Source organism: Arcicella aurantiaca, from assembly GCF_003148625.1.
Taxonomy (GTDB): Bacteria; Bacteroidota; Bacteroidia; order Cytophagales; family Spirosomataceae; genus Arcicella; species Arcicella aurantiaca.
The window spans coordinates 38,931-63,832 of sequence record NZ_QGGO01000005.1 but is presented as its reverse complement, the minus strand read 5'-3'; the positions used below and the strand labels follow the sequence as shown (position 1 = coordinate 63,832).

The window sequence follows — 24,902 nt, the reverse complement described above, 5'->3', positions numbered from 1 at the left end:
AATGGCAAAAGAATCAGTCAAAGCAAGAGAAAGAAAAAAAGAAGCTACAGTTGCTAAATATGCTGCAAAACGTGCAGCTTTGAAAGCAGCAGGTGATTATTTAGGATTAGATAAATTACCTAAAAATGCTTCTCCAGTACGTTTACACAACCGTTGTAAATTGACAGGTCGTCCAAGAGGTTATATGCGTAAATTCGGTATCAACCGTGTTACGTTCCGCCAAATGGCATCTGATGGTTTAATTCCAGGTGTAACAAAATCAAGTTGGTAGTTATTGATTGTTAGAGAAGGTTAGAGTGTTTTAAATAGATTTTATTATTACACATTTAAAAGACTTTAGAACTTCCTTAACTCTTTAATTCAAAACAACTTGTCTTTATAAATTTAATTCCGTAATTTTGCGAGCCTTTTCAGAAATAAGGCTCGTTTCAAATATCGAAAACAATGACAGATCCAATAGCAGATTACTTAACACGATTGAGAAATGCCATCAAGGCACGTCACAGAATCGTTGAAATCCCTGCTTCTAACATCAAAAAAGAAATAACTAAAGTTCTTTTTGATAAAGGATATATTCAAAACTACAAATTTGACGATACAACTGTACAGGGTACTATCAAAATTGCATTGAAGTATAATCCTACTACTAAGCAGTCAGCAATCGTTAAATTAGAAAGAATTTCTAAGCCAGGTTTACGTAAGTACAAAGGTGCAGGTGAATTACCACGTGTATTAAACGGATTAGGTATTTCAATTCTTTCAACATCAAAAGGCGTTATCACCGACAAAGAAGCTCGTGTGTTGAACGTAGGTGGTGAAGTTCTTTGCCACGTTTATTAATAATCACATTGCTGAAAGAAGCGGTTTTAGTTTTTGTTAATACAGATAATTAAATAACCTTCCATTTAAGCACAAAACACAAAGTCATGTCAAGAATTGGCAAAAAAGTTATTATTATCCCTGCTGGTGTAACAGTTACAGTTGATAAAAATAACGTATCAGTAAAAGGACCAAAAGGTACTTTGTCTCGTACAATTGACCCTGATATTACAGTTGAAATTGAAGGTGCAGAAATGACCGTAGTTCGTCCAACTGAACAAAAACGTCACAAAGCATTGCACGGTTTATATCGTTCATTAATCAACAATATGGTTGTTGGTGTAAGTGAAGGTTATAAAGCTGAAATGGAAATTGTTGGGGTTGGTTATAAAGCTTCTAATCAAGGGAATATCCTTGAATTAGCCTTAGGGTATTCTCACGGTGTATTTGTTCAGATTCCTGCAGAATTGAAAGTTACAACTGCAATGGAAAAAGGACAGAATCCAAAAGTTACTCTTGAGGGTATTGATAAAGAATTAGTCGGTCAAGTATCAGCAAAAATTCGTTCATTACGTAAAATTGAGCCTTACAAAGGTAAAGGTATTCGTTTTGTTGGAGAACAAATTCGTAGAAAAGCTGGTAAAACTGGTGGTAAGAAATAATCATAATTTGAGAATTCTTCAATTTGAAAATTTGAAGGTTAATTTATTTAGTTTTCAAATTTTCAAATTATTTATTTCCAAATTGAAATCGTGGGTCGGTAATCCACAAAACATACAAACATTACAATGGCTACGCAAAAAGATTCAAGAAGATTACGTATCAAGTTGTCAATCAGAGCAAAGATTTCTGGTACAGCTGAAAAGCCAAGATTATCTGTTTTTCGTTCAAACGCAGGTATCTATGCTCAAGTTATTGATGACGTAAAAGGACATACATTAGCAGCAGCTTCTTCAAAAGAATTAGGATTGGCAAACGGAAACGTTGAAAATGCTAAATTAGTAGGAGCAAAAGTTGCTGAAAAGGCTTTGGCAGCAGGGATTTCATCAGTTGTATTTGACCGTAATGGATATTTATATCACGGACGTGTTCAAGCAGTTGCTGAAGGTGCAAGAGAGGGAGGTCTTAAATTCTAATGAGTTAATTTGAAATTGGAGACAGTTTCAAATCCACAAATTTTCAAATTCAGATAAAATGTCGCAATTAATATCAAAACCAATTAAGGTTAACGAAGGCGAATTAAAAGAAAAAGTTGTTGCTATCAATCGTGTAGCGAAAGTTGTTAAAGGTGGACGTAGATTCAGTTTTTCAGCTATCGTAGTAGTAGGTGATGGTAAAGGCGTTGTTGGATTCGGTTTAGGAAAAGCAAATGAAGTTACTGATGCTATCGCAAAAGGAATTGAAGATGCTAAGAAAAACGTTTTCCAAGTTGCTCTTTTAAAAGCAAGTGTACCTCACGAACAAATTGGTAAATTCTCAGGTGGTTTCGTATTGTTAAAGCCTGCTGCTCCTGGTACTGGAGTAATCGCTGGAGGTGCAATGCGTGCTGTATTAGAATCTGCTGGTGTTCATGACGTATTAGCAAAATCTAAAGGTTCTTCTAACCCACATAACGTGGTTAAAGCAACAGTTGATGCTCTTGTGAAAATGAGAAATCCACATACCGTTGCTTTCCAAAGAGGAATATCATTAGCAAAAGTATTTAACGGGTAATTACTCTAATTATTAGTTATGAATTATGAGTTATGAGGTCTATTACCAATACGAATTCATAACTCATAATTTAGAATTCAAATAAGCCATGTCAAAGGTAAAAATTACACAAGTTAAGAGTACAATCAAACGCCCTGAAGTTCAGAAACGTACAATGCAAGCATTGGGTTTAGGTAAAATCAACAAAAGCGTAGAAAAAGAGTTGAACCCTGCAATCGAAGGAATGATTCGTGCGGTAAAACACATGATTGTTATCGAAAATATCTAATAGTTACTCCAGCTCTTGCTGTTTAGATGACCTTTTGGTCGAGTACAAGCGAGTTGCCTCACGGTGAGGTAGCGTTTAGCAAACATTTAACAAAATTTACAATGAATCTTTCTTCATTAAAACCCGCACAAGGTTCTACTAAAATTAGAAAAAGAGTAGGTCGTGGTCAGGGGTCAGGTATCGGAGCAACTTCAGCTCGTGGACACAAAGGTGCTAAATCTCGTTCAGGTTATTCACGTAAGAGTGGTTTTGAAGGTGGTCAAATGCCTCTTCAACGTCGTGTCCCTAAATTTGGTTTTAAAAATATTAACCGAGTAGAATACAAAGCTATCAATCTTGATACTTTGCAAGCATTAGCTGAATCTGCTGGTGTTTCAGTAATCAATCATGATGTATTGTATCACAATGGTTTAGTTTCTAAAAATGACTTAGTGAAAATCCTTTCTCGTGGTGAAGTTAAATCAGCATTAGAAGTAACAGTTAAAGGTTTTTCAGCATCAGCTAAATCTGCAATTGAAGCAGCTGGTGGAAAGGCAATTGTTGGATAAAATATTTATTTCCATAAGTCGAAAAAACTTCGATTTATGGAAATTTTCAAATTAATCAGGATAGGCAACAGAAATATTTAAGTAATCGTGCGAAAACTGGCAACAGATTTGTATTTAAAGAAAAAGTTGAACAATTTGGATTTTTATTCCTTAACGATTATTTAAACAGATAGCATGAACAAGTTTATTAACACTATCAAAAACATTTTCTCAATAGAGGAATTAAGAGGTAGAATTCTTAATACCCTGTTGTTTATTACCTTTTTTCGCTTAGGTTCATACATTGTATTGCCAGGAGTAGATGCCAATAAATTGGATGCCAAAGGAGATGGAGGTTTATTAGGATTATTAAATATGTTCTCTGGTGGAGCATTTAATAATGCTTCAATATTTGCTTTGGGTATTATGCCTTATATTTCTGCGTCAATTGCTATACAGTTATTGACAATTGCATTGCCTTATTTCCAAAAAATGCAAAAAGACGGAGAGTCAGGACGTAAGAAGTTGAATCAGATTACTCGTGTTTTAACAATATTAGTAACTGCTGCTCAAGCGACTGCTTATTTACAAACAACAATTCCTGCTGAAGCTATTGTTGTAAGTGCTTGGTCATTCCGTATATTCTCAGTGATTATTTTAATTGCAGGGACTATGTTTTGTATGTGGTTAGGAGAAAAAATCACAGATAAAGGAATTGGTAATGGTATTTCAATGCTAATTATGATTGGTATTGTATCTCGTTTCCCAAGTTCTATTATTGGTGAGGCTCAATCTCGTGGAATGTCTGGTGCTTTATTATTTGTTATTGAAATGGTTGCTTTATTCTTCGTTGTGATGGGAGCTGTAATGGTTACTCAAGCTGTTCGTCGAATTCCCGTTCAGTATGCAAAGCAAGTTGTAGGTAATAGAGCCTCAACAGCTGTTGGTGGAGAAAGACAGTATATTCCTTTGAAGCTTAATGCTGCAGGAGTTATGCCAATTATTTTCGCTCAAGCGTTGATGTTTGTACCTGGATTATTAGCAGGACAATTTGCTGATAAAAGTGAATTTGCACAATCTGTAGTTCAAAACTTTGGAGACCCAAGTTCATGGGGGTATAATTTACTTTTTGCCTTCTTGATTATTGTATTTACATTTTTCTATACAGCAATTTCAATTAACCCTACCCAGATTTCAGATGATATGAAGCGTGGGGGAGGATTTGTTCCAGGTGTTAAACCCGGAGAAGCAACTTCAAACTTTATTGCAGATATTTTAGACAGAATTACTCTTCCAGGAGCTATTATGTTAGCTATCATTGCAATTTTGCCAGCTATTGCAGGACTATTTGGAATTACTCGTGGTTTTGCTTCATTCTTTGGAGGAACATCATTATTAATTTTAGTAGGAGTTGTTTTAGATACTCTTCAACAAATTGAAAGCTACTTGTTAATGCGTAAATACGAAGGATTGATGCAATCAGGTAGAGTACAAGGTAGAGCTCAAGCTACCGTATAATTCAAGAGAGTTGAAAGGACTCTTTAAAAGATGATTTTTTTAAAAACAAATGCTGAGTTAGATATAATCAGAGCCAACGGAGTTATTTTGGGTCAAGCTCATGCCGAGGTCGCAAAGATTATAAAACCAGGAGTAACAACAAAGGAGTTAGATAAAATTGCTTTCGAATTCATTAAAGATAATAATGGACATCCTTCATTTTTAAATTACAATGTAAGTGGCAATAAATTTCCTGCTTCACTTTGTATCTCGGTAAATGATATTGTTGTTCATGGAATTCCGAGTAACTATCAGCTAAAGGATGGAGATATAGTTTCGATTGATTGCGGTGTTTATAAAAATGGTTTTCATGCAGATAGTGCTTATACTTATGCTATTGGAAATGTCAAAGAAGAAACACTTAAATTGCTAAGAACAACGAAGGAATCTTTAGCTTTGGCTATTGAACAAGCTGTTTTTGGTAAAAGAATTGGAGATATAGGTTTTGCTGTTCAACACTATTGTGAAAGTTTAGGCTTTACGATAGTTAGAGAGTTAGTTGGACACGGTGTGGGGAAATCTTTACATGAAAAGCCTGAAGTTGCAAACTATGGTAAACGTGGAGATGGACCTAAGTTAAAAGAGAACATGGTTATTGCGATTGAACCTATGGTGAATCAAGGTAAAAAGAGCATACATCAAGAAAATGATGGTTGGACAATTAGAACACAAGATAGAAAACCTTCTGCTCATTTTGAACATACCGTTGCAGTTAAAAAGAACAAAGCTGATATATTGACAACGTTTAAATATATCGAAGAAGCAATAAGTAAATCCGAGTATATCGTTAAAATTTAATTATGGCAAAACAATCATCAATAGAAGTAGATGGAATTATCATTGAGGCTCTCTCAAATGCTATGTTTAGAGTTGAGTTGGAGAATACCCATCAAGTGATTGCCCATATTTCAGGGAAGATGAGGATGAATTATATCAAAATCTTACCTGGTGATAAGGTGAAATTAGAAATGTCTCCTTATGATTTGAGTAAAGCAAGAATAGTGTATCGTTACAAGTAAAAAATAATTACTAAAATGAAAGTAAAAGCGTCTATCAAGAAACGTAGTGCTGAATGTAAAGTAATTCGTCGTCACGGAAAACTTTTCGTTATTAACAAGAAAAATCCAAAGTTTAAACAAAGACAAGGATGATAATATAATAGGGTAGTTGTGAAACTTCCTTATTTAAAATCTAAAAGCTAAAAAAGTATGGCTCGTATTGCAGGGGTTGATATTCCCGACAAAAAAAGAGGCGAAATTGCTTTGACTTATATCTTCGGTATTGGTCGTAGCACTGCTCAGAAAATTTTAACACAGGCTAACATTTCTTTCGACAAAAAAGCTGGCGAATGGAACGATGAAGAAGCAAGTGCCATCCGTGCGATTATCGCTGGAGAATTCAAGACTGAAGGTCAACTTCGTTCTGAAATCCAGTTGAACATCAAACGTTTAATGGACATTGGTTGTTATCGTGGATTACGTCACCGTAAAGGTCTTCCATTACGTGGTCAGAGAACGAAGAATAACTCTCGTACTCGTAAAGGTAAACGTAAGACTATTGCCAACAAGAAAAAAGCAACTAAGTAAAAATTAAGCTGAGATTGAGGATACAGAGAGATTCCCAATTCGCTAAGGTTCTAAGATGAGAAGGTTGTTCATAGAATGTACGTACTCAAAACTGGAATAGAAAACAAAAAAACAAATGGCACAGGCTAAAAGAAAAGACAAAGCAAAGAAAAGAGTTGTTGTAATTGAACCAGTTGGTCAAGTACACATCAAAGCTTCTTTCAACAATATCATTATCTCTATCACAAATACTCAAGGTCAAGTTATATCTTGGGCATCTGCTGGTAAAATGGGCTTTAAAGGCTCTAAAAAGAATACTCCTTATGCTGCACAAATGGCAGCATCAAACTGTGCAGCAGTTGCAGTTGAGGCAGGTATGAAAAAAGCAGAGGTTTTTGTGAAAGGTCCTGGTGCTGGTCGTGAATCTGCTATTAGAACTGTTTCTAATGCAGGTATTGAAGTTTTATCTATCAAAGATATTACTCCACTTCCTCACAACGGATGTCGTCCTCCAAAACGTCGTAGAGTATAATTTCAGAGTTAATCTGAAAAGTAAAAAATTAGCGAAGGGTAATTAGTAATTATTGCCCTTCGTTTCTTTATGTTTCATAATTACTTCATTAGTCATAAGAGGGCTAATGACTCAATTTTATCAAATAATGGCAAGATACACAGGTCCAAAATCAAAAATTGCTCGTCGTTTCGGTGAGCCAATCTTAGGTCCAAGTAAAGCGTTAGCTCGCAAAAACTATGGTCCAGGTCAACACGGAAAAGGAAAACGTGGTAAAGTTTCAGAATATGCTTTACAATTGAAAGAAAAACAAAAAGTGAAATACACTTATGGTATTCTTGAAAAACAATTCGAAAACTTATTCCATAAAGCTGCTGTAAGAGAAGGTATCAAAGGTGAAAACTTATTGAAACTTTGTGAAGCACGTTTAGACAATACTGTTTATCGTTTAGGAATTGCTCCAACTCGTCGTGCTGCACGTCAGTTAGTTATTCACAAACATATTATGGTTGATGGAGAGATTGTAAACATTCCTTCATATTCATTAAAGCCAGGTCAGTTAGTAAGTGTTCGTGAGAAATCTAAATCTTTAGAAGTTGTTACAAACTCATTGACTGGAAAAGCTGGAAAACGTTTCAATTGGTTAGAGTGGGATGCACCTACAATGACTGGTAAGTTTGTTTCTTACCCTGAGCGTTCAGATATTCCTGAAAACTTTAATGAGCAGGCAATCGTCGAACTTTACTCGAAGTAATCTTTTAATATTATTCTTCGGAATACTATTAGCAATATACATTTTGAAATTAGATTTGACAGCATATTTTATGCTGTCAAGTCTGTTTTAAACAATATTTCAAAAGTTGCCAATTTCTTGAATTTATACATGAAAATGGGGCTTATTTTTTTTGCAAACTTGTAATATAAATGATAAGTTTATGATTGTCAAGTTATTTTTGTAAATATTTTATGGAATATTCGTTGAATCACAGACTTTATTTGTAAATTGCGAATCGGTTACTCTATTCTTAATACATTCCAAGGTAAATTACGCTACGAAATATGTCAATATTAGCATTCCAAATGCCCGATAAAGTTGTCATGGAAAAAGCCGACGACTTTCACGGGTTATTTGAGTTTAAGCCACTCGAAAAAGGCTATGGCGTTACAATCGGTAATGCACTTCGTAGAATCTTATTGTCTTCTTTAGAAGGCTACGCTATTACAAGCGTTAAGGTTGGAGGAGTTCAGCACGAATTTTCAGCCATTGAAGGCGTGATTGAGGACATGACTGAGATTATTTTGAACTTGAAAAAAGTTCGTTTTAAGAAATCTCAAGAAATTCTCGAAAACAAAATTAACGTTAGAGTTAAAGGTCAGACGACTTTGAAAGCGGGTGATATTTCTAAATTTACTAACTATTTTGACATCTTGAATCCAGATTTAGTTATCTGTAACCTTGATGAGTCAAAAGAGTTTGAAATGGAAATCATCGTTGAGAAAGGTCGTGGTTATGTTCCTTCTGACGAAGTTAGAAATTCTGAACCACCGTTCGGACACATTCCAATCGATGCTATTTACACGCCAATTAAAAACGTGAAATTTAGTATCGAAAATACTCGTGTTGAGCAAAAAACAGATTACGAAAAGTTAGTTATTGACATTGAAACGGATGGTTCTATCCACCCTGAAGATGCCTTGAAAGGAGCTGCGTATATCTTGATTCAACACTTCATGTTATTCTCTGACCAAACGATGACTTTCGAGTCAATGAAGGCTGAGGAAGACAATGTTGTGGATGAAGAAATGTTACACATGAGAAAATTGTTGAAAACACCATTGGCAGATTTAGACTTATCTGTACGTGCTTACAACTGTTTAAAATCAGCTGATGTGAAAACTTTAGGTGATTTAGCAAGATTAGAAATTTCAGATATGATGAAATTCCGTAATTTCGGTAAAAAATCATTGACAGAATTAGAGCAATTAATTGAAGATAAGGGACTTCATTTTGGTATGGACGTTGTTCGTTACCGTTTAGATGAAGACTGATTCTGATTTAAAATAATAAGGTATAAACTGAAAACTTAGTTTATACCTTATTATTATTTTTAACTAAAAGCAGTAATAGGTGAGTTGATGTGAATTAACTTAACCGCAGTGATAGATGTTTTTTCGTTGGAAGATTCATTAGTCATTTTAAACTTACTCCAATACAATGAGACACGGTAAAAAAAACAACCATTTAGGTAGAACTGCTCCTCACAGAGCCGCTATGTTGTCGAACATGGCTTCTTCATTGATTCTTCACAAAAGAATCGAAACTACATTAGCGAAAGCTAAAGAATTAAGAAAATACGCTGAGCCTTTGATTACAAAAGCTAAAACGGATGATACTAACAATCGTCGTGTTGTATTCTCTTACTTACAAAACAAAGAAGCTATTAAAGAGCTTTTTGGTGTAGTTGCTGAGAAAGTTGCTAATCGCCCAGGTGGTTATACAAGAATTATTAAATTAGGTAATCGTCTTGGTGATAATGCTGAGATGTGCTTGATGGAATTAGTTGACTTCAACGAGACGATGTTAGCTGCAACTGAAGAAAAAGCAGTTAAAACTCGTCGTAGCCGTAGAAGTGGTGCTAAGAAAGAAGAAGTTGCTGTTGAAGCTACTCCTGCTGCTGAGGCTCCTTCTGCTGAGGTTGTTGAAGACGAAGCTCCTGCTACTGAAACTTCAGAAGAAGAAAAAGCAGCAGAGTAATTTTCAAAGATTTATCTTAAAAAAGGGTTTTAACTTAGGTTAAAGCCCTTTTTTTATGATAAATGGTGTAATTAAAAGCGAGAATTGGTGTGGAATGAATTAGTAGGTTTTAGTCGTTAAATATTCATGTGTTTTAGCCATTGTGGAATAGTTACGATTTGAAAGTGATTTTTATTCAATTACTTTAAAACAGTTTTATTTTTTCTAAAGAAAAATTATGGCAACTCAAGGTTGTATGCCGTTTTTTACTTGATTTTAATCCTTATATCTTATACTAAGAAGCTGTTTGAAAAAGGTTTTGCATATCTGAGTCTCAACGGAAATCGTCGTTTTAAACGACGCCTTCCAAGTACGCATCAAATCTTTAAAATTGGTATTAATTCCTCATTGTTTTGATTAATTATGAAAAAAAATAGTATTATTTGGGGACTCATTTTTATGTTGATGAGTCATTATGTTTTGTATGCTCAATTACCTTGTGGAAAGCCTGATGTAAGCTATCAAGAAGAACTTATTACCCAGAAGTTAATTCAACAATATAAATCCTACTCAACACAAGATGGATTGCTTTATGGTATTACTTATATTGCTGTAAAACCTCATTTTGTGAGAACTGATGCTGGAATAACCGATTTGAATATGGGTGCATTTAATAATGCTATTGCTATATGCAATCAATATTTTATTAATGCAGGTATTCAATTTTATATCTGTGGAACTTCTTCAAATACTCCCAATTACATTAATAAAACCGCTATGTATAATTGGAATACTACGGCTTTTAATCGAGATTCTATTACGGCGGCGAATAATGTTAATAATGCTCACAATATTTATTTTAGTAATAGTTTAGGTGGTGTTGGAGGATTTTCATTTGGAATGACCCAAAGTAAAACGAATAATCGAACATTTATTCTTAATGCTCAGACGGATGATAATAAGACTTTGGCTCACGAATTAGGACATTACTTTAACCTTTCTCATACTTTTAATAATAGTGCTTCATCAAATATTTCACTTCGAGAATTGGTTACTCGAAATTCAACTGAAATAAGTCCAAGAGTTTCTTCCAATTGCTTAACAACAGGAGATTTTGTTTGTGATACACCCGCAGACCCTTATAATCTAAATGGTGGAGAGTTGTCGTCGTGCAATGAATCAGGAGATGGCATAACCGTTGTAGATGCTAATGGCGACCATTTTATGCCTTCTTCCTTAAATATAATGAATTACTATTTTTGTTCACCATATAATTTTTCGAGAGGACAATATGCCAGAATCAATGCTGCTTTGGCGGTGAATAATACTCCTAATCCTGATGTCAACAATCGTTATACTTTGGACTGTGCGGAGACTGCTCAAAATGTTGCAACAAATGTGGTTTTGACAAACCTGTCAACGGGTGTTTCATCGGGTGTTTCAATTACTTGGACAGATAATTCTAACGTTGAAACGGGTTATATTATAGAACGTTCAATAACTTCTTCGACTGAAGGGTTTGTAGCAATTGGGGGTGTAGATGCTGATATAGTAAATTTTGTAGATAGAAATGTGGTAAGAAATATGACATATTATTACCGAGTGAAGGCATCAAATACGAAAGAAAACTACAATACCGTTATACCAGCTATTACTACGCCTGCGATTTGTGGCCCTCTGCAAACGTCGGCTTGTATTAGTAATGGAAATATCAATGTGTTTAAAATCGTGAATAATACAGGAATAACTATTTTGGACAATTCTAATAGTGGTTGTTCATCAAATAGCTATGGAGATTTTACAAATCTGGCTTCACCAACTATGAATGCAGGTAAAGCGTATAATTTTTCAATGAAAACTGGATACCTTAATGGCTATTATCCTCAGCATATTGGAATTTGGATAGATGCTAATCAAGACAATGATTTTGATGATGTAGGTGAAATGATTTATCAGAGTTCGGGGAGTGGGGTGATGTACGGTACAACGCAAATTGATGGCGTTTTTACAATTCCAGCTATGACCAATGTTGGAAATATAAGATTAAGAATAAGAAGCAAAGCTCAATATGAAGGTATTGTGACGAGTCCATGTGATGCTAATAATTCAGGTGAAACAGAGGATTATTTACTTTCAGTGGTAAAATCGATTACGGTAAATAACTCTCCTGCATTATTATGTCCAAGTAATAATACTACGTCATTAAATTTTAATATCAATTATATCGCTAATGCCGATAATAATTTTACAGTAGAGTTATCCGACGCAAATGGAGTATTTGGGCAAACTCCTTTGGTGGTAGGTTCAGGAACGATGAGTCCTATTACGATAACTATGCCCAACACAGCGGAGTCTGCGAGTTTATATAAATTAAGAGTTAAAGGAAGTAGCCCTGTTATCATGGGTAATGAGAGTGTTAGTTTTGGGTATGGTATTGCCACTGCTACTCTTTCGTTGTTGAGCAAAGGTGTAATATCTGCTGGAGATAGTAGCCTTCTGAGAATCACTTTTGTGGGAGCGAAGCCATACGCTTTTGTATTATCAAATGGCAAAACTGTAACGGGAATTACAACTGATACCTATGATTTTTACGTAAAACCAATTGCTTCTACCAATTTTACGATTGTGTCGGCATCGGGTAGTTGTGGCGTTGCGAATGTAACTGGTTCGGTAGGCGTAAGTGTGATTCCATATTGTGTACCCTTATATACTTCTGTTTGTTCGCCCAGTAGTACAACTGCTAAAATAGCCATTAATAGAGTATGGTTGCAAAATAGTACCAATAGAATTTTGTTGGACAATGACAATTCAAACTGTTCAAGCGATAATTTTAGTGATTATACTAACCTGACAGCACCAGTTCTAAAAGGTGATAGTATTTATACAGTAAATGTAAAAGGCTATTATGGGTCAAATGGGTATTATTCGCAGTATTTTAGTGTATGGATTGATTACAATAAAAATAATAGCTTTGCGGATGCGGGTGAATTGGTTTGGCAATCCCCAACGAGTGGCTATTCTCTTTCGGGTACATTTACTATTCCTAATACAACATTGCAAGGTAATACTCGTATGCGAGTAAGAAGTAGAAGTGGTTCAGCTCCGACAGACCCATGTGCTAATTATTATTATGGAGAGGGAGAGGATTATTCCGTCAATCTGTTTCAACTGATTTCGGTAGGGGGAGATGTTTCTGGAAGTGCAAGAATATGTCCAAATATCAATAACAATACCTTAACTCTAAGTGGGCAGACAGGAGATATTTTAAAATGGCAATCTGCGGATAATATTAATTTTAGTCCTGCCACTGATATTGAAAATACTACTAATACGCTGAATACACAAAATGTTGCTTCTACAAAATATTATCGGGCAGTGGTTAAATATAGCACTGCACCTGTTGCTTATTCAAGTATAGCCACGTTAACTGTTAGTTCTCCGCCAAGTGTTTCTTCAACGTTGGTTACAGTTAATTATGGCAATTTTGTAAATCTTCAAGCTACTGGTTGTATGGGAGTATTAGTTTGGCAAAAAAAAATGGGTGGTTCGGTAGTTATGCCAATTTCCCCAAAATGCTCAGAAAAATATTTTGCCCAATGTATAGAAACAAATGGAGGAACAAGTTGTTTGACAGGAAACAGTCCTGATGTTTTTCTAAAAGTGATTCCATCAGGAGAGGAATTAACCAGTATAACTTCTGGAAATTGGGAATCACCAAGTACGTGGAGTATTGGTAGAAGTCCTCAGAATGGCGATTTAGTAATCATTAGACCTAATGATACTGTTACAATTACCACTGCTACGGCAGCAGCACAATGCCTTGAAGTCGGAGAGGCAACAAACCTTCAATTCTCAACTCCAGCAAGCAAACTTTCTTTAGGATATTGAGAATGTAAAATTTTTGAAGTTACTTTTGTGTTAGTAAACAGCATGAATTTGCCAGTTCTTGATTAGAGTTCTTGAAAAAAAATGTTGTTTTACGGATACAAACACTTTCGCAAGAAGTCTATTGAGTAAGGCAAAATAATTACTTAATGTAGTAAAGTACATTTTGGTGGTTTTAACCTTATACCATTTTAAAGATTTGATGCGTACTTTACGGAGGTCGTCCTTCCAAAGGCTACGGTTTATACACAAGTATTTGAATATCGATTTAGAGCCATAGGCTCGGTTAAATTTTGTAGCGGTGGGTTTTAACCCACCGAAAATGATGCGAAAAGCAATTTTTTAAATATAAGGATTTAATAGATTATCCCTGTAAATCAATAAAGTCTGTACAAGAGTGGGCTAAATTTGTCTGTAATAAATAGTTTTAGGTTCTGTTAAATCAATAGATTTGTAATTTATACCAAATTCATAGAATTTTCAATTCTAAATATGCAAAATAATCAAGAAATTAAAAATCGTCTTTTTCCAGTTTTTTTGAAGTTGGAAGAACTCAACGTTCTATTAGTGGGTGGTGGAAATGTGGGCTTAGAAAAACTTTCAGCCATGTTGAATAATAGTCCAGATTCATGTGTAACAGTTGTGGCGGATTTTTTTCGAGATGAAATCAGAGAATATGTGAAAGGTTATCCAAAGGTTGTTTTAGTAGAAAGAAAATTTGACTTTAACGATTTGAATGATAAGGATTTGGTGATTTTGGCTACGGATAATCCTGATTTACACGCCAGCATCAAACGAGTTACTGCCGAACGCCATATCCTTTGCAATGTAGCTGATACGCCCGATTTATGTGATTTTTATTTGGGTTCAATTGTGCAGAAGGGAGATTTGAAAATTGGAATTTCCACCAATGGAAAATCGCCAACTATGGCAAAACGAATGAGAGAGTTTTTAGACGACATCATTCCCGAAAATATCCAACAGTTGTTAGATAATCTTCGAGAAATCAGAAAGTCAATTAAGGGAGATTTTCAAGAGAAAATTAGAGTCTTGAATGAAGTAACTGAAAGTATGGTCAATGAGCGAAAATCGTGAATTTACTGTTTTGAATCTTTTAAATTGATTAATTCGTCCTCCGAGATAATTCCAGCTTCGTGCAATAATTTTGAAAATTGTGGGGTGAAATTTTCGATAGAATTTATATCAGAAAGATATGGGAGCAAATAATATGATTTCCGTAGTTGGTACATTTCATCACAAGTTGTACGAATCATGTTGGAGTTTCCCTGAGATTTGTTTTGAAAAACCTCTTCAATCAGGTTTTTCATTCCTAATAAATAATAAGTACCATTATTGCTTGGGCCAAGAACGCAATCGTGAGTATTCAGTGCATAATATGATTTGGTAAGATGCCAAAGCGTTAATTCGGTAACATCGCCCCAAATGATACACGCTTGTTTGATATTTTTATCTTTTAGGTTAAAAGCATACTCAAAGGCATTTCTCATGCGTTCGCCTATATTTTTACCGTTTTGCAATTGCTTATCATAATCAGTATTGCTCCAATTGTCATTTTGGTTAATATAGTCAGAATAAAAAATGATTTTAGTATATAACAATTGGTCAGTAATAGACTGAGTAATTTGCATTAAAACCTGTTGAATTGCTTGAGTTTTTTCAAGACCGAGTTTCTCTATAAGTTTATTATTTTCTCTTTTTAGGGAATTGTCGATAAAAATAATTAGGGCGTGTTGATGAGGCATTGCTTTGTTTAATACTTGTTTAACAGAAAAAAAATCTTTGTTTTATCCTATTTCAAGATAGGACTTGAGTATTAATCGCCCAAATAAAAAAGTGGAATTTCGTCAAAAGTTGTCTTTGTATAGACTTTCGGATATTATTTACTTAATTATTTGATGAAGCGAGATAAAGAAGCAAAATGCAAATCTAAAATTGATGATAGGGAGCTATTAAATTTTGTGGAACTTTACCTTAGACAAAACAATAAAGCCTGTAAGTTTTCAATCTTACAGGCTTTATTGTTTTCTAATACCAATTATAAAAATTTGATGCGTACTTTACGGAAGTCGTCGTTCAAAACGCTCAGATACGCAATTCCTTTTTTATAAAGTATAAATCAGTTTTATTATTTCAAAAATTGATAAACAATGAATGCTGAAAAATAAGCTAAAGAAGTCATATAGAAAAACTGTATTGCAGGATATTTCCACGACTTGGTTTCTCGATAAGTAGTTGCGAGCGTACTCATACATTGCATCGCAAAAGCGTAAAATATGAGTAGTGAAAAGCCCAAAGCAGCATCATAGAGTGGCTTTCCTGTTTCAGGATTGATTTCTGCACGCATTCTGTTCATGACTGTTGCGTTTTCGTCTTCAACTTCGCCACCTAAACTATAAATGGTTGACATTGTCCCCACAAAAACTTCACGTGCTGCAAAAGACGTTATCAAGGCAATTCCAATTTTCCAGTCGTAACCTAAAGGTTTAATAGCAGGTTCAATGAACTTGCCAAAATGTCCTGCATACGAATTTTCTAATTTTTGAGCCGCAATTTTATTCTCTAAATCAATACCTGTCAATGTTGGATTTTGCATTTTAACATTAATTTCAGCTTGTTCGATGGCGTCTCCGGGTCCATAACTTGCAAAAACCCAAAGTACAATAGAAATCGCAACGATGATTTTTCCTGCTTCAAAAACAAATGCTTTAGTAGAATTCCAAATGGTAAACATTACGTGTGAAAAACGGGGCCCTTTGTAAGAAGGTAATTCCATGATGAAATAGCTTCTTTCTTTAACTTTCAAAAGGATTTTCATGACCCAAGCCGAAAATAAAGCCATAAAGAAACCTAATAAGTACAAAGCAAATAATGCAACGCCTTGAAGATTAAAGATTCCGAAAAGCGTACTTTTTTCGGGAACAACTAAAGCGATAAGCACCGTATAAATTGGCAAACGAGCAGAGCATGACATTAGCGGCGTTACCATGATGGTAATTAATCTGTCTTTCCATGAAGTAATGCTTCGGGTACTCATAATGGCAGGAACGGCACAGGCAACGCCTGAAATGAGTGGTACAACCGATTTTCCGTTTAAGCCAAAACGTCGCATAAGTTTATCCATAATAAACATTACTCTCGACATATAACCTGTCTCTTCCAAAAGCGAAATAAACAAGAATAAAAAGGCAATTTGAGGAATGAAAATCAAAACACCACCAATCCCTGCAATTAGCCCATCGGTCAATAAATCGGTTAATTTGGTAGGAGGGAGTTGAGATTTCAAAAAGTCATTTAATTGAGCGACTCCACCATCAATCAAGTCCATCGGGTAAGTTGCCCAAGTAAAAATGGCTTGGAACATGATGAATAAGATTCCCAAGAAAATAAAATATCCCCAAAAACGATGTAAGAAAATTTTATCCAAACGGTCAGTCCAAGTATTAACAACTTCATCTTCAACAGGCATTTGGTGAAGACAATTATCAACAATTTCATTGAGTTGGGCGTATCTTGCCATTGTCTCTTTCGACTGTGCATTTTGCGTATTCCAACCGTACTTTTCTTGTAGTTTATCAAAACCTACTCTTTGTTGAGTATTGAATTGTTGCAAATTATCGTGTTCAGAAAGCCACAAAAGAGCGTGATAGTCGTCAGTATCGCCATATTTCTGTTTGATTTCCGCTACCAATTCATGAGAATATTCCATTGGTAAAGAATCATTTGAATTATAGCCAGACTCTAAGGTTTTGTTTACGGCCAAACGCAAACCGTTGAGCCCAATCCCTTTTTTGGCATTTACTTCGGCAACTTCAACGTTGAGTTCTCGTGCTAATTTTACAGAATTAATAACAATTCCTTGATTTTCAGCAACGTCAATCATATTCAAAGCCAAAACCGTAGGAATTCCTAAATCTCGTACCTGACTGAATAACAAAAGATTACGTTTAATATTGGACGCATCAACAACAACGATGGCTAAATCTGGATAATCTGGGTGTTGTGGATTTGCTAAAATATTAATAACGACTTGTTCATCAACTGATTTTGGGTAAATACTATAAATTCCGGGTAAATCCAGAATTTCTGCATCTCCGCCATTATCCAAGTGCCACTTGCCAATGAGCATATCCATCGTAACTCCGGGAAAATTACCAGTTTTTTGGCGTAAACCCGTTATAGAGTTAAACAGTGACGATTTTCCTGCATTGGGATTGCCGATAAGGGCTATTTTTGGTAATTTTTTCAAAACTTGTAAACCGTTTTATTGGCTATCTTTTATAAGTGATTAGTAAAGATGATACACCAATCGTTAAAACTCTAAGCTACAATAATTGTTGCAGCTTCGTCCTTTCGCATGGAAAGAACATACCCCGTAACTTTGACCGCAATAGGGTCACCGAAAGGTGCGATGTGTGTCATGGTCACTTGCGTACCTGGCAAACAGCCCATTTCTAATAATTTTAGAGAAAGCCCTTCGTCGGTAAAATTAACGATGATACCTCTTTCTCCAATTTTCAAATCTGCTATAGTTTTCAAATTCAGTTATCAGTTATCAGTAAGTAGTTATCAGAGCATAAAAGTTATGTCAGTAATCTCCTTACTGCATAACTGATAATTGTTTACTGATAACTGAAAATACTCTTATTTAGATTTATTCAAAACAAAACAAAATTACCAAAGAGTTCCTTCATTGTAAACTATTCGGGAGGAAAACATTTTCGATTATCAAAATATTATTTTGTTTATGTGCTTGAGGTTTGTTTGTGTCGTAACTTTGCAACGAATTAGGGCTTGGGATTTAGGGGTTAGGATTTAGATATTTCTATGAAAGGATTTCTGCCATTTGTTACCTATATCCTAACTCCTAAAACCCAAGTCCTAATAAAATGCTAAAAGAAATAAAAGCACTAATTGATAAAGAAATTAGACTGGAACTTCGGCAGAAATATGCCCTTAACGGAATGTTATTGTATATCGTAAGTACGGTTTATGTTTGTTATTTGTCGTTTAGATTGAAGTCAAACCAGATTGACAAACTTACGTGGAATACTTTGTTCTGGATTATCCTATTGTTTACAGCGATGAATGCCATTGCAAAGAGTTTTACTCAAGAGCGTTTTGGAAGATTGTTGTATTATTATACCTTGGCAAGCCCCGTAGGGATAATTCTTTCAAAGATTATTTACAACACAATTTTGATGCTGGTATTGGCATTAGTTGGTTTTGGTGTATATGCGGTGGTAATGGGAAATCCCGTAGAAGATATGGGAATTTATCTGTTGAGTATTGTTTTGGGAGCAGTCGGGTTTTCGAGTACGCTAACAATGGTAGCAGGAATTGCCTCAAAAGCAGAAAACAGTGCGACGCTCATGGCAATTTTGAGTTTCCCGATTATTATTCCGATGTTGATAATGCTTCTGAAAATCTCTAAAAATGCCCTTGACGGATTGGATAGAGGAAGTAGTTTAGACGAAATCCTGACGCTTTTAGCAATTGATGGAATCGTGTTGGTGTTAAGTGTGATTTTGTTTCCGTATTTGTGGAGAAGCTAAATCAGTTTACAGTTATCAGTAAACAGTTAATAGAAAATAGAGATTTAAAAATGTAGTGATATAAAATAGACTTATCAATGAATGTTTTAGAGGTTTACAGACAAACTGTTTGCAGTCCGACTGATAACTGATAATTGTTTACTGATAACTGATATTATGAAAAACAATTGGTATAAATTCTTAGCCGTAGGGCTACTTTATTATGTATTAATTTGGGGATTTTTAGGTAGAATTCCACGTCAGCCCGTTTTACACGAGACTGCCCGTAATTTGTATTTCCACGTACCCATGTGGTTTGGAATGTTTACGATGTTGAGCGTTTCAGTGTGGAATTCGATAAAATATCTTCGTAGTCCGCAAACATTGTTCGATACAAAAGCCGCTGAATATGCCAGCACAGGGATTTTATTCGGAATTGTAGGAATCGCAACGGGCAGTATTTGGGCAAGATATACGTGGGGAGCTTGGTGGACCAACGACGTAAAACTCAATGGTGCAGCCATTGGACTATTGATTTATTTTGCATATATCATCTTACGTGGTTCGTTCAACGATGAACAACAAAGGGCAAGAATTTCTGCCATTTACAATATTTTTGCGGTTGCACTTCTAATTCCATTGTTGATTATTTTGCCAAGAATGACGGATTCTTTGCACCCAGGAAATGGAGGAAATCCCGGTTTTAAACCAATGGATACAGAACATACCATGAGAATTGTATTTTACCCTGCTTGTCTTGGCTGGATTTGTTTGGGATATTGGATTACTAATTTGAGATTACGCTTGAAAAATTTAGAGCAAATTCATCAAGAAAATAGTTAAGGTTATGGAGAATTTAAGAGTTTATCTAACAAAGCAGTCAAGTGGCTACGGTTTTTCAATTCTACCAAATCAGAAATTGAAAATTATTGAAGAATTTGGAGATAGAGCAAATCCTGCAAGTTTTATTGTTGTTAATTATGGAAAAAAAAGTAATTTTCAATCCATGTTAGGATGGTTAGAAACGGCTGTACTTCCACTACTTTTAGGAATGTATAATCAAGAAGACCTTAAAAAAATCAAAACAGTCTCGTTTTACGACCCAGAATCAGACACGAAAATAGAAGATTTGAATTTATATGAATAACCAATTCCCTAACGAACATCTATATTTTGGTAAGGCAGGGCATTTGTTTGTGATGTCTGAATTTCTTTTAAGAGGTTGGAATGTGGCAATTCCAGAGGTAGATGTTGGTGATGATATTTTCGTGGTGAAAGATTTTAACGGGGAACTTGTACGAGTACAAGTAAAGACCTCAAAGGCAATTTATCTTAAAAATGGAGGTTATACAGCTCAATTCAAATTGTCTCTGAAACAATTAAGAGACTCCATTAAAGAAGTTAGCTATGTCTTGGTAGTCAGAGAAATTGAGAATTGGAATCAACCAATTATAATTGACCAAGAAACATTGCTTGGATTATATGAAAATCAATCGTCAGGTTCTGAATACAAAGACAATCTTACACTAAGATTAACTTTCAAAAACGGAAAGGTGACCAATAAGCAAATTGACCTAACCGAATATCAAAACAATTTTGAAGACTTTATAATATTTTAAAAATGAAAAAAATACTTTCCCTAATCACGTTTTTATTAATCTCGGTAAGTTTGTTTGCTCAGGAAAATGCCTCAAATGAAATAGACATGGCAGATAAACTTTATGAAGATGGTAGAATCTATGTAGTAGTAGCGGTTGTTGCAACCATTTTTACAGGAATCATCGTTTATTTAGTAAACCTTGACAGTAAAATTTCAAAGTTAGAAAAACAAATTAAAAAATAGGTTTTAGGAGTTAGGTTTTAGGTCTTAGTATTTTGTAACTAACTCCTAAAACCTAACCACTAAAACCTAACAACTAATATGAAAAAGACACATATTTTCGGACTTATCGTGATTGCTATTGCTGTGGCAATCCTTGTTTCAACAGGTACAGAAGCAAGTACCTACACAGATTTTGCTGATGCGGAAGTAAAGGCGAAAAGCGGTGATGTTAATCAAGTTCACGTGGTTGGTAAACTGAAAAAAAGTGCTTCGGGGGATATTGAAGATTTGATTTATAACCCAGCGATTGACGCCAATCACTTAGAATTTACCTTAACTGATAACAAAGGTCGCTCACAAAAAGTAGTTTATAATGCTCCTAAGCCACAAGATTTAGGAAAAGCTGAACAAATTGTTATCATCGGTAATATGGAAGGGCAGGTTTTCAAATGTGAAAAAATCTTGTTGAAATGTCCATCAAAATATCAAGATGGAAATGCTGAGTTTAAAGAAGTAGAAAAACCAGCGAAGCAGTCATAAAATTAGATGACTTTAGATTCAAAATATCGCCAAATTATAATTGATTATTTTCAAGACAAGCCAGTTTTGAAAGCATATCTTTTTGGGTCATTTGTCAGAGGAGAAGCTACTGAAAAAAGTGACATTGATATTTTGGTAGAGTTAGATTATTCTCAGTCTATCGGTTTAGGATTTGTTCAAATGCAACTGGATTTGCAAGAAAAGCTGCTCAGAAAAGTAGATTTAGTATCAGAAAGAGCATTGTCAAAATTTGTAAGACCACTTGTTGAACAAGAAAAGGAACTAATATATGCAAGATAGATTGGGAGATAAAGTTCGTTTATTACATATTCTTGAAGCCGCAAGTGAGATTTTGGAATATGTAAAAGATGCTACTTTTGAAGAGTTTTCGAGTAACTCAATGATGTTAAACGCATCGGTTCGGCAACTTGAAATAATAGGCGAGGCTTCAAATAGACTATCTGAAAATATTCATGCAGCAAACCCAGAGATTCCATGGCGAACAATTATTGGATTTAGAAACGTAATTGTTCATGAATACTTTGGACTGGATGATAAGATTGTTTGGACAGTTATTCAAAATGAGATACCCTCTCTAATTCCAAATATTGAAAGGATTATTGAAACAATTTCGTAAATATTTATATTCTTTCAGCCTGCTAATCTTTCGTCTTCATTTGATTGAAAATAGATTCCCAATATTTGGGATATAATGATAAACAAACTCAGTACATTCAAAAATAAAATGTTTCATACAACCATCGGAAATATAGGTCATTTGTGCATTATTCTGTCATTCGTGGCATCAGTAATTGCAACTTTTGGCTATTTCAAATCTGTACAAACCACTGATTTAGACCAACAAGAATCTTGGAAACGCTTTTCTCGCTATGCCTTTTATATTCATGGTGCAGCAGTTGTAGGCGTAATAATTTCTTTATTCTCAATTATTTACAACCATTATTTTGAATATCATTACGCTTGGTCGCACTCATCAAAAGCACTGCCTGTTTACTATATAATTTCTTGTTTCTGGGAAGGGCAGGAGGGAAGTTTCCTTTTGTGGATATTCTGGCACGCAGTTTTAGGAATTATCCTTATCAAAACCAATAAACATTGGGAAGCACCCGTAATGGCAATTTTTGCAGCAGTTCAAACTTTCCTTTGTTCAATGATTTTGGGAGTTGTTTTGCCTGTAATTGATTTGAAAATTGGGTCATCGCCGTTCTTAATGATGAGAGAAGCCATGCCTGATTTACCCATTTGGCAAATGAAACCTGATTTCATTGCAGAAGATGGTCGTGGATTGAATCCATTGCTTCAAAATTATTGGATGGTAATTCACCCGCCAACCCTTTTCTTAGGTTTTGCAACAACCCTAATTCCTTTCGCTTATGCAATGGCGGGTTTGTGGAGAGGTGAATATTCAGCTTGGATTCGTCCAGCTTTGCCTTGGGCTTTGGTATCGGGTTTGGTTTTAGGCGTTGGTATTATCATGGGTGGCTATTGGGCGTATGAAACCCTGAACTTTGGTGGATATTGGAACTGGGACCCTGTTGAAAATGCTTCTTTTGTACCTTGGTTGGTATTAGTTGCCACCATTCACTGTATGATTATTTACAAAACGAATCAAACTGCTCTAAGAACCTCATTTATTTTGGTAATTGCTACGTTTATATTGGTTTTGTACTCAACATTTTTGAATAGAAGTGGTATTTTAGGAGAAGCTTCGGTTCACTCATTTACTGATTTAGGGCTTTCGGGTCAATTGTTGATTTACTTACTTTTCTTCTTATTTATTGCCATTGGTTTGTTAGTTTGGAGATGGAAAGAAGTCCCATCAGACGAAAAAGAAGTGTCAACTTATAGTCGTGAGTTTTGGATTTTCTTAGGGGCAACAACTCTTTGTTTATCTGCTTTCCAAATCATTGCGGCAACCTCATTGCCTGTTTATAATAAAATTGTAGAAGGTTTGGGTTTTGTGTCAAAATTAGCTCCTCCTGCTGATGCTCCAACTTATTACTCTAAATTTCAGTTGTGGTTTGGCGTCGGAATGGCAGTATTTTCGGGTATTGGACAAGCTTTTTGGTGGAAGAAAATTAAACAAGAGAATTTTGCAAAATATTTTTTAACACCATTGTTGGCAAGTTTAATCTTGACATTTGTTGTCATTTTCTTCACAACAAAATCTCAAACAGGAGATTTCTTTGAGTCGCCAACTTATATTATTTTATTGTTTGGTGGAATTTTCTCTATCATCACCAACGGCTCAATTTTGTTTGATATTTTCAAAGGAAACTACAAGCTATCAGGTGGGGCGGTTACACATATAGGCGTTGCCATGATGCTTTTAGGGATTTTATTCTCTTCTGGATATTCAAAAGTTGTTTCTATTAATACCGCAGGTTTTAACATTTCAAACGATAAATCATTTACGGATAATAACGGGAAGGAAAATAAAGAAAACGTTATGTTGTGGCTAAATACGCCACAAAAAATGGACGATTATACGCTTACTTACAAAGGCGTGCGTGTAGAAGGACGTGAATTACCAGATTATCTTCGTCCAGAGCAGGTGGAAATTATTGAAAATGACTTCCACGCAGTTGCTTTGCAAGACATTGAGCAAAAAGGAAAGAAATATTATTCAAAAGGAGATACCTTGCCCGTTTTCCCAGAAAATAAATATTATGAAATTGACTTTAGAGATAAAGATGGAAAGATAACAACGCTTTTCCCTCGTTTTCAGATTAATAAGAAAATGGGTAATTCGGTGTCTCCAGCTCTAAAACGTAATCTTGGGACAGATTTATATACTTACGTTGCCCTTGCTCCAGACTTAGACCAACGTGAGTGGAGTAAAACGGAAAACTATTCAGTAGCTATAAAAGATACTTTCTTTTTGAATGATTATGTTGCAGTATTAGATAACGTAACTCGTGTGAATGAATTTGAAGGAAAACCATTAGGTGCAGGAGATGCTGCCGTGCAAGCAACTATCAAAGTAATGGGCAAAGAGTTTATTCAATATGAAATAAAGCCAATTTTTGTGATTCGTGGAGGAATGGTAGCCATGCCACCAATTGAAAATAACGAAGTAGGTATTAGAGCAAAATTTGTTAATATCGACCCTAAAACGGGTAAATTTGAATTTGCTTTCAATACAACACAAAGAGATTATGTGGTACTAAAAGCTATCGAAAAACCATTAATCAACCTTTTATGGATTGGAACTTTGGTACTTTCTTTGGGTTTTGTAATGGCAATTATCAGACGTTATCGAGAATTCAGATTAATGCGAGATAAAGGATTATAATATTACTTATCAATTAAAAAAGCCTTGTAGAAAATGATTCTGCAAGGCTTTTTTTAGGTTATGAGTAAAATACCCTTTACTCATTCCTTAATA

30 protein-coding genes are annotated in these 24,902 nt (G+C 35.0%); 27 read left to right on the top strand and 3 right to left on the bottom strand.

What is annotated here, in order from left to right; translation table 11 throughout:
• Position 1: 1 nt before the first annotated feature.
• From rpsN to LV89_RS05990, 18 genes are all read left to right on the top strand, one after another.
• Positions 2-271 (top strand): 30S ribosomal protein S14, encoded by a 270-nt coding sequence (rpsN, locus tag LV89_RS06075; RefSeq protein ID WP_109741979.1) that lies wholly within the window; start codon positions 2-4, stop codon positions 269-271.
• 173 nt (positions 272-444) lie between these two features.
• Positions 445-840, top strand: a complete 396-nt coding sequence (gene rpsH / locus LV89_RS06070) for a 30S ribosomal protein S8 (protein ID WP_109741978.1) — start codon at positions 445-447, stop codon at positions 838-840.
• 86 nt (positions 841-926) lie between these two features.
• A complete protein-coding gene (gene rplF / locus LV89_RS06065) occupies positions 927-1,481 on the top strand; it encodes a 50S ribosomal protein L6 (protein ID WP_109741977.1) in 555 nt (184 codons plus the stop codon).
• Between the two features lie 126 nt (positions 1,482-1,607).
• Positions 1,608-1,955 carry a 50S ribosomal protein L18 gene (gene rplR / locus LV89_RS06060; protein ID WP_109741976.1) on the top strand — a complete coding sequence of 116 codons (348 nt, stop codon included), beginning with the start codon at positions 1,608-1,610 and terminating at the stop codon, positions 1,953-1,955.
• Positions 1,956-2,013: 58 nt separating this feature from the next.
• Positions 2,014-2,532: a 30S ribosomal protein S5 gene (gene rpsE / locus LV89_RS06055; RefSeq protein ID WP_109741975.1), complete on the top strand. Its 519-nt coding sequence runs from the start codon at positions 2,014-2,016 to the stop codon at positions 2,530-2,532.
• A gap of 88 nt (positions 2,533-2,620) precedes the next feature.
• The gene (gene rpmD, locus LV89_RS06050) at positions 2,621-2,800 is read left to right on the top strand and encodes a 50S ribosomal protein L30 (protein WP_109741974.1); all 180 of its coding nucleotides are present in this window, start codon (positions 2,621-2,623) and stop codon (positions 2,798-2,800) included.
• A gap of 101 nt (positions 2,801-2,901) precedes the next feature.
• The gene (rplO, locus tag LV89_RS06045; RefSeq protein WP_109742167.1) at positions 2,902-3,348 is read left to right on the top strand and encodes a 50S ribosomal protein L15; all 447 of its coding nucleotides are present in this window, start codon (positions 2,902-2,904) and stop codon (positions 3,346-3,348) included.
• Between the two features lie 174 nt (positions 3,349-3,522).
• Positions 3,523-4,845, top strand: a complete 1,323-nt coding sequence (gene secY / locus LV89_RS06040) for a preprotein translocase subunit SecY (protein WP_109741973.1) — start codon at positions 3,523-3,525, stop codon at positions 4,843-4,845.
• A 30-nt stretch (positions 4,846-4,875) separates the two neighbouring features.
• On the top strand, positions 4,876-5,682 hold the full coding sequence (gene map, locus LV89_RS06035; RefSeq protein WP_109741972.1) for a type I methionyl aminopeptidase: 807 nt from the start codon (positions 4,876-4,878) through the stop codon (positions 5,680-5,682).
• 2 nt (positions 5,683-5,684) lie between these two features.
• Entirely contained in the window at positions 5,685-5,903 is a 219-nt protein-coding gene (infA, locus tag LV89_RS06030) for a translation initiation factor IF-1 (RefSeq protein WP_095160735.1), read from the top strand.
• Between the two features lie 15 nt (positions 5,904-5,918).
• Positions 5,919-6,035 carry a 50S ribosomal protein L36 gene (rpmJ, locus tag LV89_RS06025; RefSeq protein WP_109741971.1) on the top strand — a complete coding sequence of 39 codons (117 nt, stop codon included), beginning with the start codon at positions 5,919-5,921 and terminating at the stop codon, positions 6,033-6,035.
• A gap of 57 nt (positions 6,036-6,092) precedes the next feature.
• Complete coding sequence (gene rpsM / locus LV89_RS06020; protein ID WP_109741970.1) at positions 6,093-6,470, top strand: 30S ribosomal protein S13; 378 nt, start codon at positions 6,093-6,095, stop codon at positions 6,468-6,470.
• Positions 6,471-6,585: 115 nt separating this feature from the next.
• Positions 6,586-6,981: a 30S ribosomal protein S11 gene (rpsK, locus tag LV89_RS06015; RefSeq protein WP_109741969.1), complete on the top strand. Its 396-nt coding sequence runs from the start codon at positions 6,586-6,588 to the stop codon at positions 6,979-6,981.
• Positions 6,982-7,108: 127 nt separating this feature from the next.
• Positions 7,109-7,714, top strand: coding sequence for a 30S ribosomal protein S4 (gene rpsD, locus LV89_RS06010; RefSeq protein WP_109742166.1), 606 nt, complete (start codon positions 7,109-7,111; stop codon positions 7,712-7,714).
• A gap of 305 nt (positions 7,715-8,019) precedes the next feature.
• A complete protein-coding gene (locus LV89_RS06005; protein WP_109741968.1) occupies positions 8,020-9,009 on the top strand; it encodes a DNA-directed RNA polymerase subunit alpha in 990 nt (329 codons plus the stop codon).
• Between the two features lie 166 nt (positions 9,010-9,175).
• Positions 9,176-9,715: a 50S ribosomal protein L17 gene (gene rplQ / locus LV89_RS06000; protein WP_109741967.1), complete on the top strand. Its 540-nt coding sequence runs from the start codon at positions 9,176-9,178 to the stop codon at positions 9,713-9,715.
• Positions 9,716-10,117: 402 nt separating this feature from the next.
• Entirely contained in the window at positions 10,118-13,582 is a 3,465-nt protein-coding gene (locus LV89_RS05995; protein WP_109741966.1) for a GEVED domain-containing protein, read from the top strand.
• Positions 13,583-14,071: 489 nt separating this feature from the next.
• The gene (locus tag LV89_RS05990; protein WP_109741965.1) at positions 14,072-14,674 is read left to right on the top strand and encodes a precorrin-2 dehydrogenase/sirohydrochlorin ferrochelatase family protein; all 603 of its coding nucleotides are present in this window, start codon (positions 14,072-14,074) and stop codon (positions 14,672-14,674) included.
• 2 nt (positions 14,675-14,676) lie between these two features.
• Here LV89_RS05990 and LV89_RS05985 read toward each other — a convergent pair whose 3' ends face one another.
• From LV89_RS05985 to LV89_RS05975, 3 genes are all read right to left on the bottom strand, one after another.
• Positions 14,677-15,342, bottom strand: a complete 666-nt coding sequence (locus LV89_RS05985; RefSeq protein WP_109741964.1) for a TIGR04282 family arsenosugar biosynthesis glycosyltransferase — start codon at positions 15,340-15,342, stop codon at positions 14,677-14,679.
• A gap of 383 nt (positions 15,343-15,725) precedes the next feature.
• Positions 15,726-17,846 (bottom strand): ferrous iron transport protein B, encoded by a 2,121-nt coding sequence (feoB, locus tag LV89_RS05980; protein ID WP_109741963.1) that lies wholly within the window; start codon positions 17,844-17,846, stop codon positions 15,726-15,728.
• 71 nt (positions 17,847-17,917) lie between these two features.
• Positions 17,918-18,136, bottom strand: coding sequence for a FeoA family protein (locus LV89_RS05975; RefSeq protein ID WP_310588766.1), 219 nt, complete (start codon positions 18,134-18,136; stop codon positions 17,918-17,920).
• Positions 18,137-18,486: 350 nt separating this feature from the next.
• On the opposite strand from LV89_RS05975, the gene LV89_RS05970 reads away from it, so the two are divergent.
• The 9 genes from LV89_RS05970 to LV89_RS05930 all read left to right on the top strand — a co-directional run bounded on the left by LV89_RS05970 (position 18,487) and on the right by LV89_RS05930 (position 24,809).
• Positions 18,487-19,152 (top strand): heme exporter protein CcmB, encoded by a 666-nt coding sequence (locus LV89_RS05970; protein WP_109741961.1) that lies wholly within the window; start codon positions 18,487-18,489, stop codon positions 19,150-19,152.
• Between the two features lie 156 nt (positions 19,153-19,308).
• Positions 19,309-19,974, top strand: coding sequence for a cytochrome c biogenesis protein (gene ccsA / locus LV89_RS05965; RefSeq protein ID WP_109741960.1), 666 nt, complete (start codon positions 19,309-19,311; stop codon positions 19,972-19,974).
• A 4-nt stretch (positions 19,975-19,978) separates the two neighbouring features.
• Positions 19,979-20,278, top strand: coding sequence for a hypothetical protein (locus LV89_RS05960; protein WP_109741959.1), 300 nt, complete (start codon positions 19,979-19,981; stop codon positions 20,276-20,278).
• On the top strand, positions 20,271-20,750 hold the full coding sequence (locus tag LV89_RS05955) for a hypothetical protein (RefSeq protein WP_109741958.1): 480 nt from the start codon (positions 20,271-20,273) through the stop codon (positions 20,748-20,750). The genes LV89_RS05960 and LV89_RS05955 overlap by 8 nt, the downstream gene beginning before the upstream one ends.
• 2 nt (positions 20,751-20,752) lie before the next feature.
• Positions 20,753-20,974 (top strand): CcmD family protein, encoded by a 222-nt coding sequence (locus tag LV89_RS05950; protein ID WP_109741957.1) that lies wholly within the window; start codon positions 20,753-20,755, stop codon positions 20,972-20,974.
• Positions 20,975-21,052: 78 nt separating this feature from the next.
• Positions 21,053-21,493, top strand: coding sequence for a cytochrome c maturation protein CcmE domain-containing protein (locus LV89_RS05945; RefSeq protein ID WP_109741956.1), 441 nt, complete (start codon positions 21,053-21,055; stop codon positions 21,491-21,493).
• Between the two features lie 6 nt (positions 21,494-21,499).
• The gene (locus LV89_RS05940; protein WP_109741955.1) at positions 21,500-21,793 is read left to right on the top strand and encodes a nucleotidyltransferase family protein; all 294 of its coding nucleotides are present in this window, start codon (positions 21,500-21,502) and stop codon (positions 21,791-21,793) included.
• On the top strand, positions 21,783-22,130 hold the full coding sequence (locus LV89_RS05935) for a HepT-like ribonuclease domain-containing protein (protein WP_109741954.1): 348 nt from the start codon (positions 21,783-21,785) through the stop codon (positions 22,128-22,130). Before LV89_RS05940 ends, LV89_RS05935 begins: the two co-directional genes overlap by 11 nt.
• A 108-nt stretch (positions 22,131-22,238) precedes the next feature.
• The gene (locus LV89_RS05930; RefSeq protein ID WP_109742165.1) at positions 22,239-24,809 is read left to right on the top strand and encodes a heme lyase CcmF/NrfE family subunit; all 2,571 of its coding nucleotides are present in this window, start codon (positions 22,239-22,241) and stop codon (positions 24,807-24,809) included.
• The last annotated feature ends 93 nt before the right edge of the window (positions 24,810-24,902 follow it).

Bases quoted from the DNA above. Each gene is read 5' to 3' on its own strand.
- rpsN (WP_109741979.1), top strand. From the start codon at position 2: ATGGCAAAAGAATCAGTCAAAGCAAGAGAAAGAAAAAAAGAAGCTACA.
- rpsH (WP_109741978.1), top strand. From the start codon at position 445: ATGACAGATCCAATAGCAGATTACTTAACACGATTGAGAAATGCCATC.
- rplF (WP_109741977.1), top strand. From the start codon at position 927: ATGTCAAGAATTGGCAAAAAAGTTATTATTATCCCTGCTGGTGTAACA.
- rplR (WP_109741976.1), top strand. From the start codon at position 1,608: ATGGCTACGCAAAAAGATTCAAGAAGATTACGTATCAAGTTGTCAATC.
- rpsE (WP_109741975.1), top strand. From the start codon at position 2,014: ATGTCGCAATTAATATCAAAACCAATTAAGGTTAACGAAGGCGAATTA.
- rpmD (WP_109741974.1), top strand. From the start codon at position 2,621: ATGTCAAAGGTAAAAATTACACAAGTTAAGAGTACAATCAAACGCCCT.
- rplO (WP_109742167.1), top strand. From the start codon at position 2,902: ATGAATCTTTCTTCATTAAAACCCGCACAAGGTTCTACTAAAATTAGA.
- secY (WP_109741973.1), top strand. From the start codon at position 3,523: ATGAACAAGTTTATTAACACTATCAAAAACATTTTCTCAATAGAGGAA.
- map (WP_109741972.1), top strand. From the start codon at position 4,876: ATGATTTTTTTAAAAACAAATGCTGAGTTAGATATAATCAGAGCCAAC.
- infA (WP_095160735.1), top strand. From the start codon at position 5,685: ATGGCAAAACAATCATCAATAGAAGTAGATGGAATTATCATTGAGGCT.
- rpmJ (WP_109741971.1), top strand. From the start codon at position 5,919: ATGAAAGTAAAAGCGTCTATCAAGAAACGTAGTGCTGAATGTAAAGTA.
- rpsM (WP_109741970.1), top strand. From the start codon at position 6,093: ATGGCTCGTATTGCAGGGGTTGATATTCCCGACAAAAAAAGAGGCGAA.
- rpsK (WP_109741969.1), top strand. From the start codon at position 6,586: ATGGCACAGGCTAAAAGAAAAGACAAAGCAAAGAAAAGAGTTGTTGTA.
- rpsD (WP_109742166.1), top strand. From the start codon at position 7,109: ATGGCAAGATACACAGGTCCAAAATCAAAAATTGCTCGTCGTTTCGGT.
- LV89_RS06005 (WP_109741968.1), top strand. From the start codon at position 8,020: ATGTCAATATTAGCATTCCAAATGCCCGATAAAGTTGTCATGGAAAAA.
- rplQ (WP_109741967.1), top strand. From the start codon at position 9,176: ATGAGACACGGTAAAAAAAACAACCATTTAGGTAGAACTGCTCCTCAC.
- LV89_RS05995 (WP_109741966.1), top strand. From the start codon at position 10,118: ATGAAAAAAAATAGTATTATTTGGGGACTCATTTTTATGTTGATGAGT.
- LV89_RS05990 (WP_109741965.1), top strand. From the start codon at position 14,072: ATGCAAAATAATCAAGAAATTAAAAATCGTCTTTTTCCAGTTTTTTTG.
- LV89_RS05985 (WP_109741964.1), bottom strand. From the start codon at position 15,342: ATGCCTCATCAACACGCCCTAATTATTTTTATCGACAATTCCCTAAAA.
- LV89_RS05970 (WP_109741961.1), top strand. From the start codon at position 18,487: ATGCTAAAAGAAATAAAAGCACTAATTGATAAAGAAATTAGACTGGAA.
- ccsA (WP_109741960.1), top strand. From the start codon at position 19,309: ATGAAAAACAATTGGTATAAATTCTTAGCCGTAGGGCTACTTTATTAT.
- LV89_RS05960 (WP_109741959.1), top strand. From the start codon at position 19,979: ATGGAGAATTTAAGAGTTTATCTAACAAAGCAGTCAAGTGGCTACGGT.
- LV89_RS05955 (WP_109741958.1), top strand. From the start codon at position 20,271: ATGAATAACCAATTCCCTAACGAACATCTATATTTTGGTAAGGCAGGG.
- LV89_RS05950 (WP_109741957.1), top strand. From the start codon at position 20,753: ATGAAAAAAATACTTTCCCTAATCACGTTTTTATTAATCTCGGTAAGT.
- LV89_RS05945 (WP_109741956.1), top strand. From the start codon at position 21,053: ATGAAAAAGACACATATTTTCGGACTTATCGTGATTGCTATTGCTGTG.
- LV89_RS05940 (WP_109741955.1), top strand. From the start codon at position 21,500: ATGACTTTAGATTCAAAATATCGCCAAATTATAATTGATTATTTTCAA.
- LV89_RS05935 (WP_109741954.1), top strand. From the start codon at position 21,783: ATGCAAGATAGATTGGGAGATAAAGTTCGTTTATTACATATTCTTGAA.
- LV89_RS05930 (WP_109742165.1), top strand. From the start codon at position 22,239: ATGTTTCATACAACCATCGGAAATATAGGTCATTTGTGCATTATTCTG.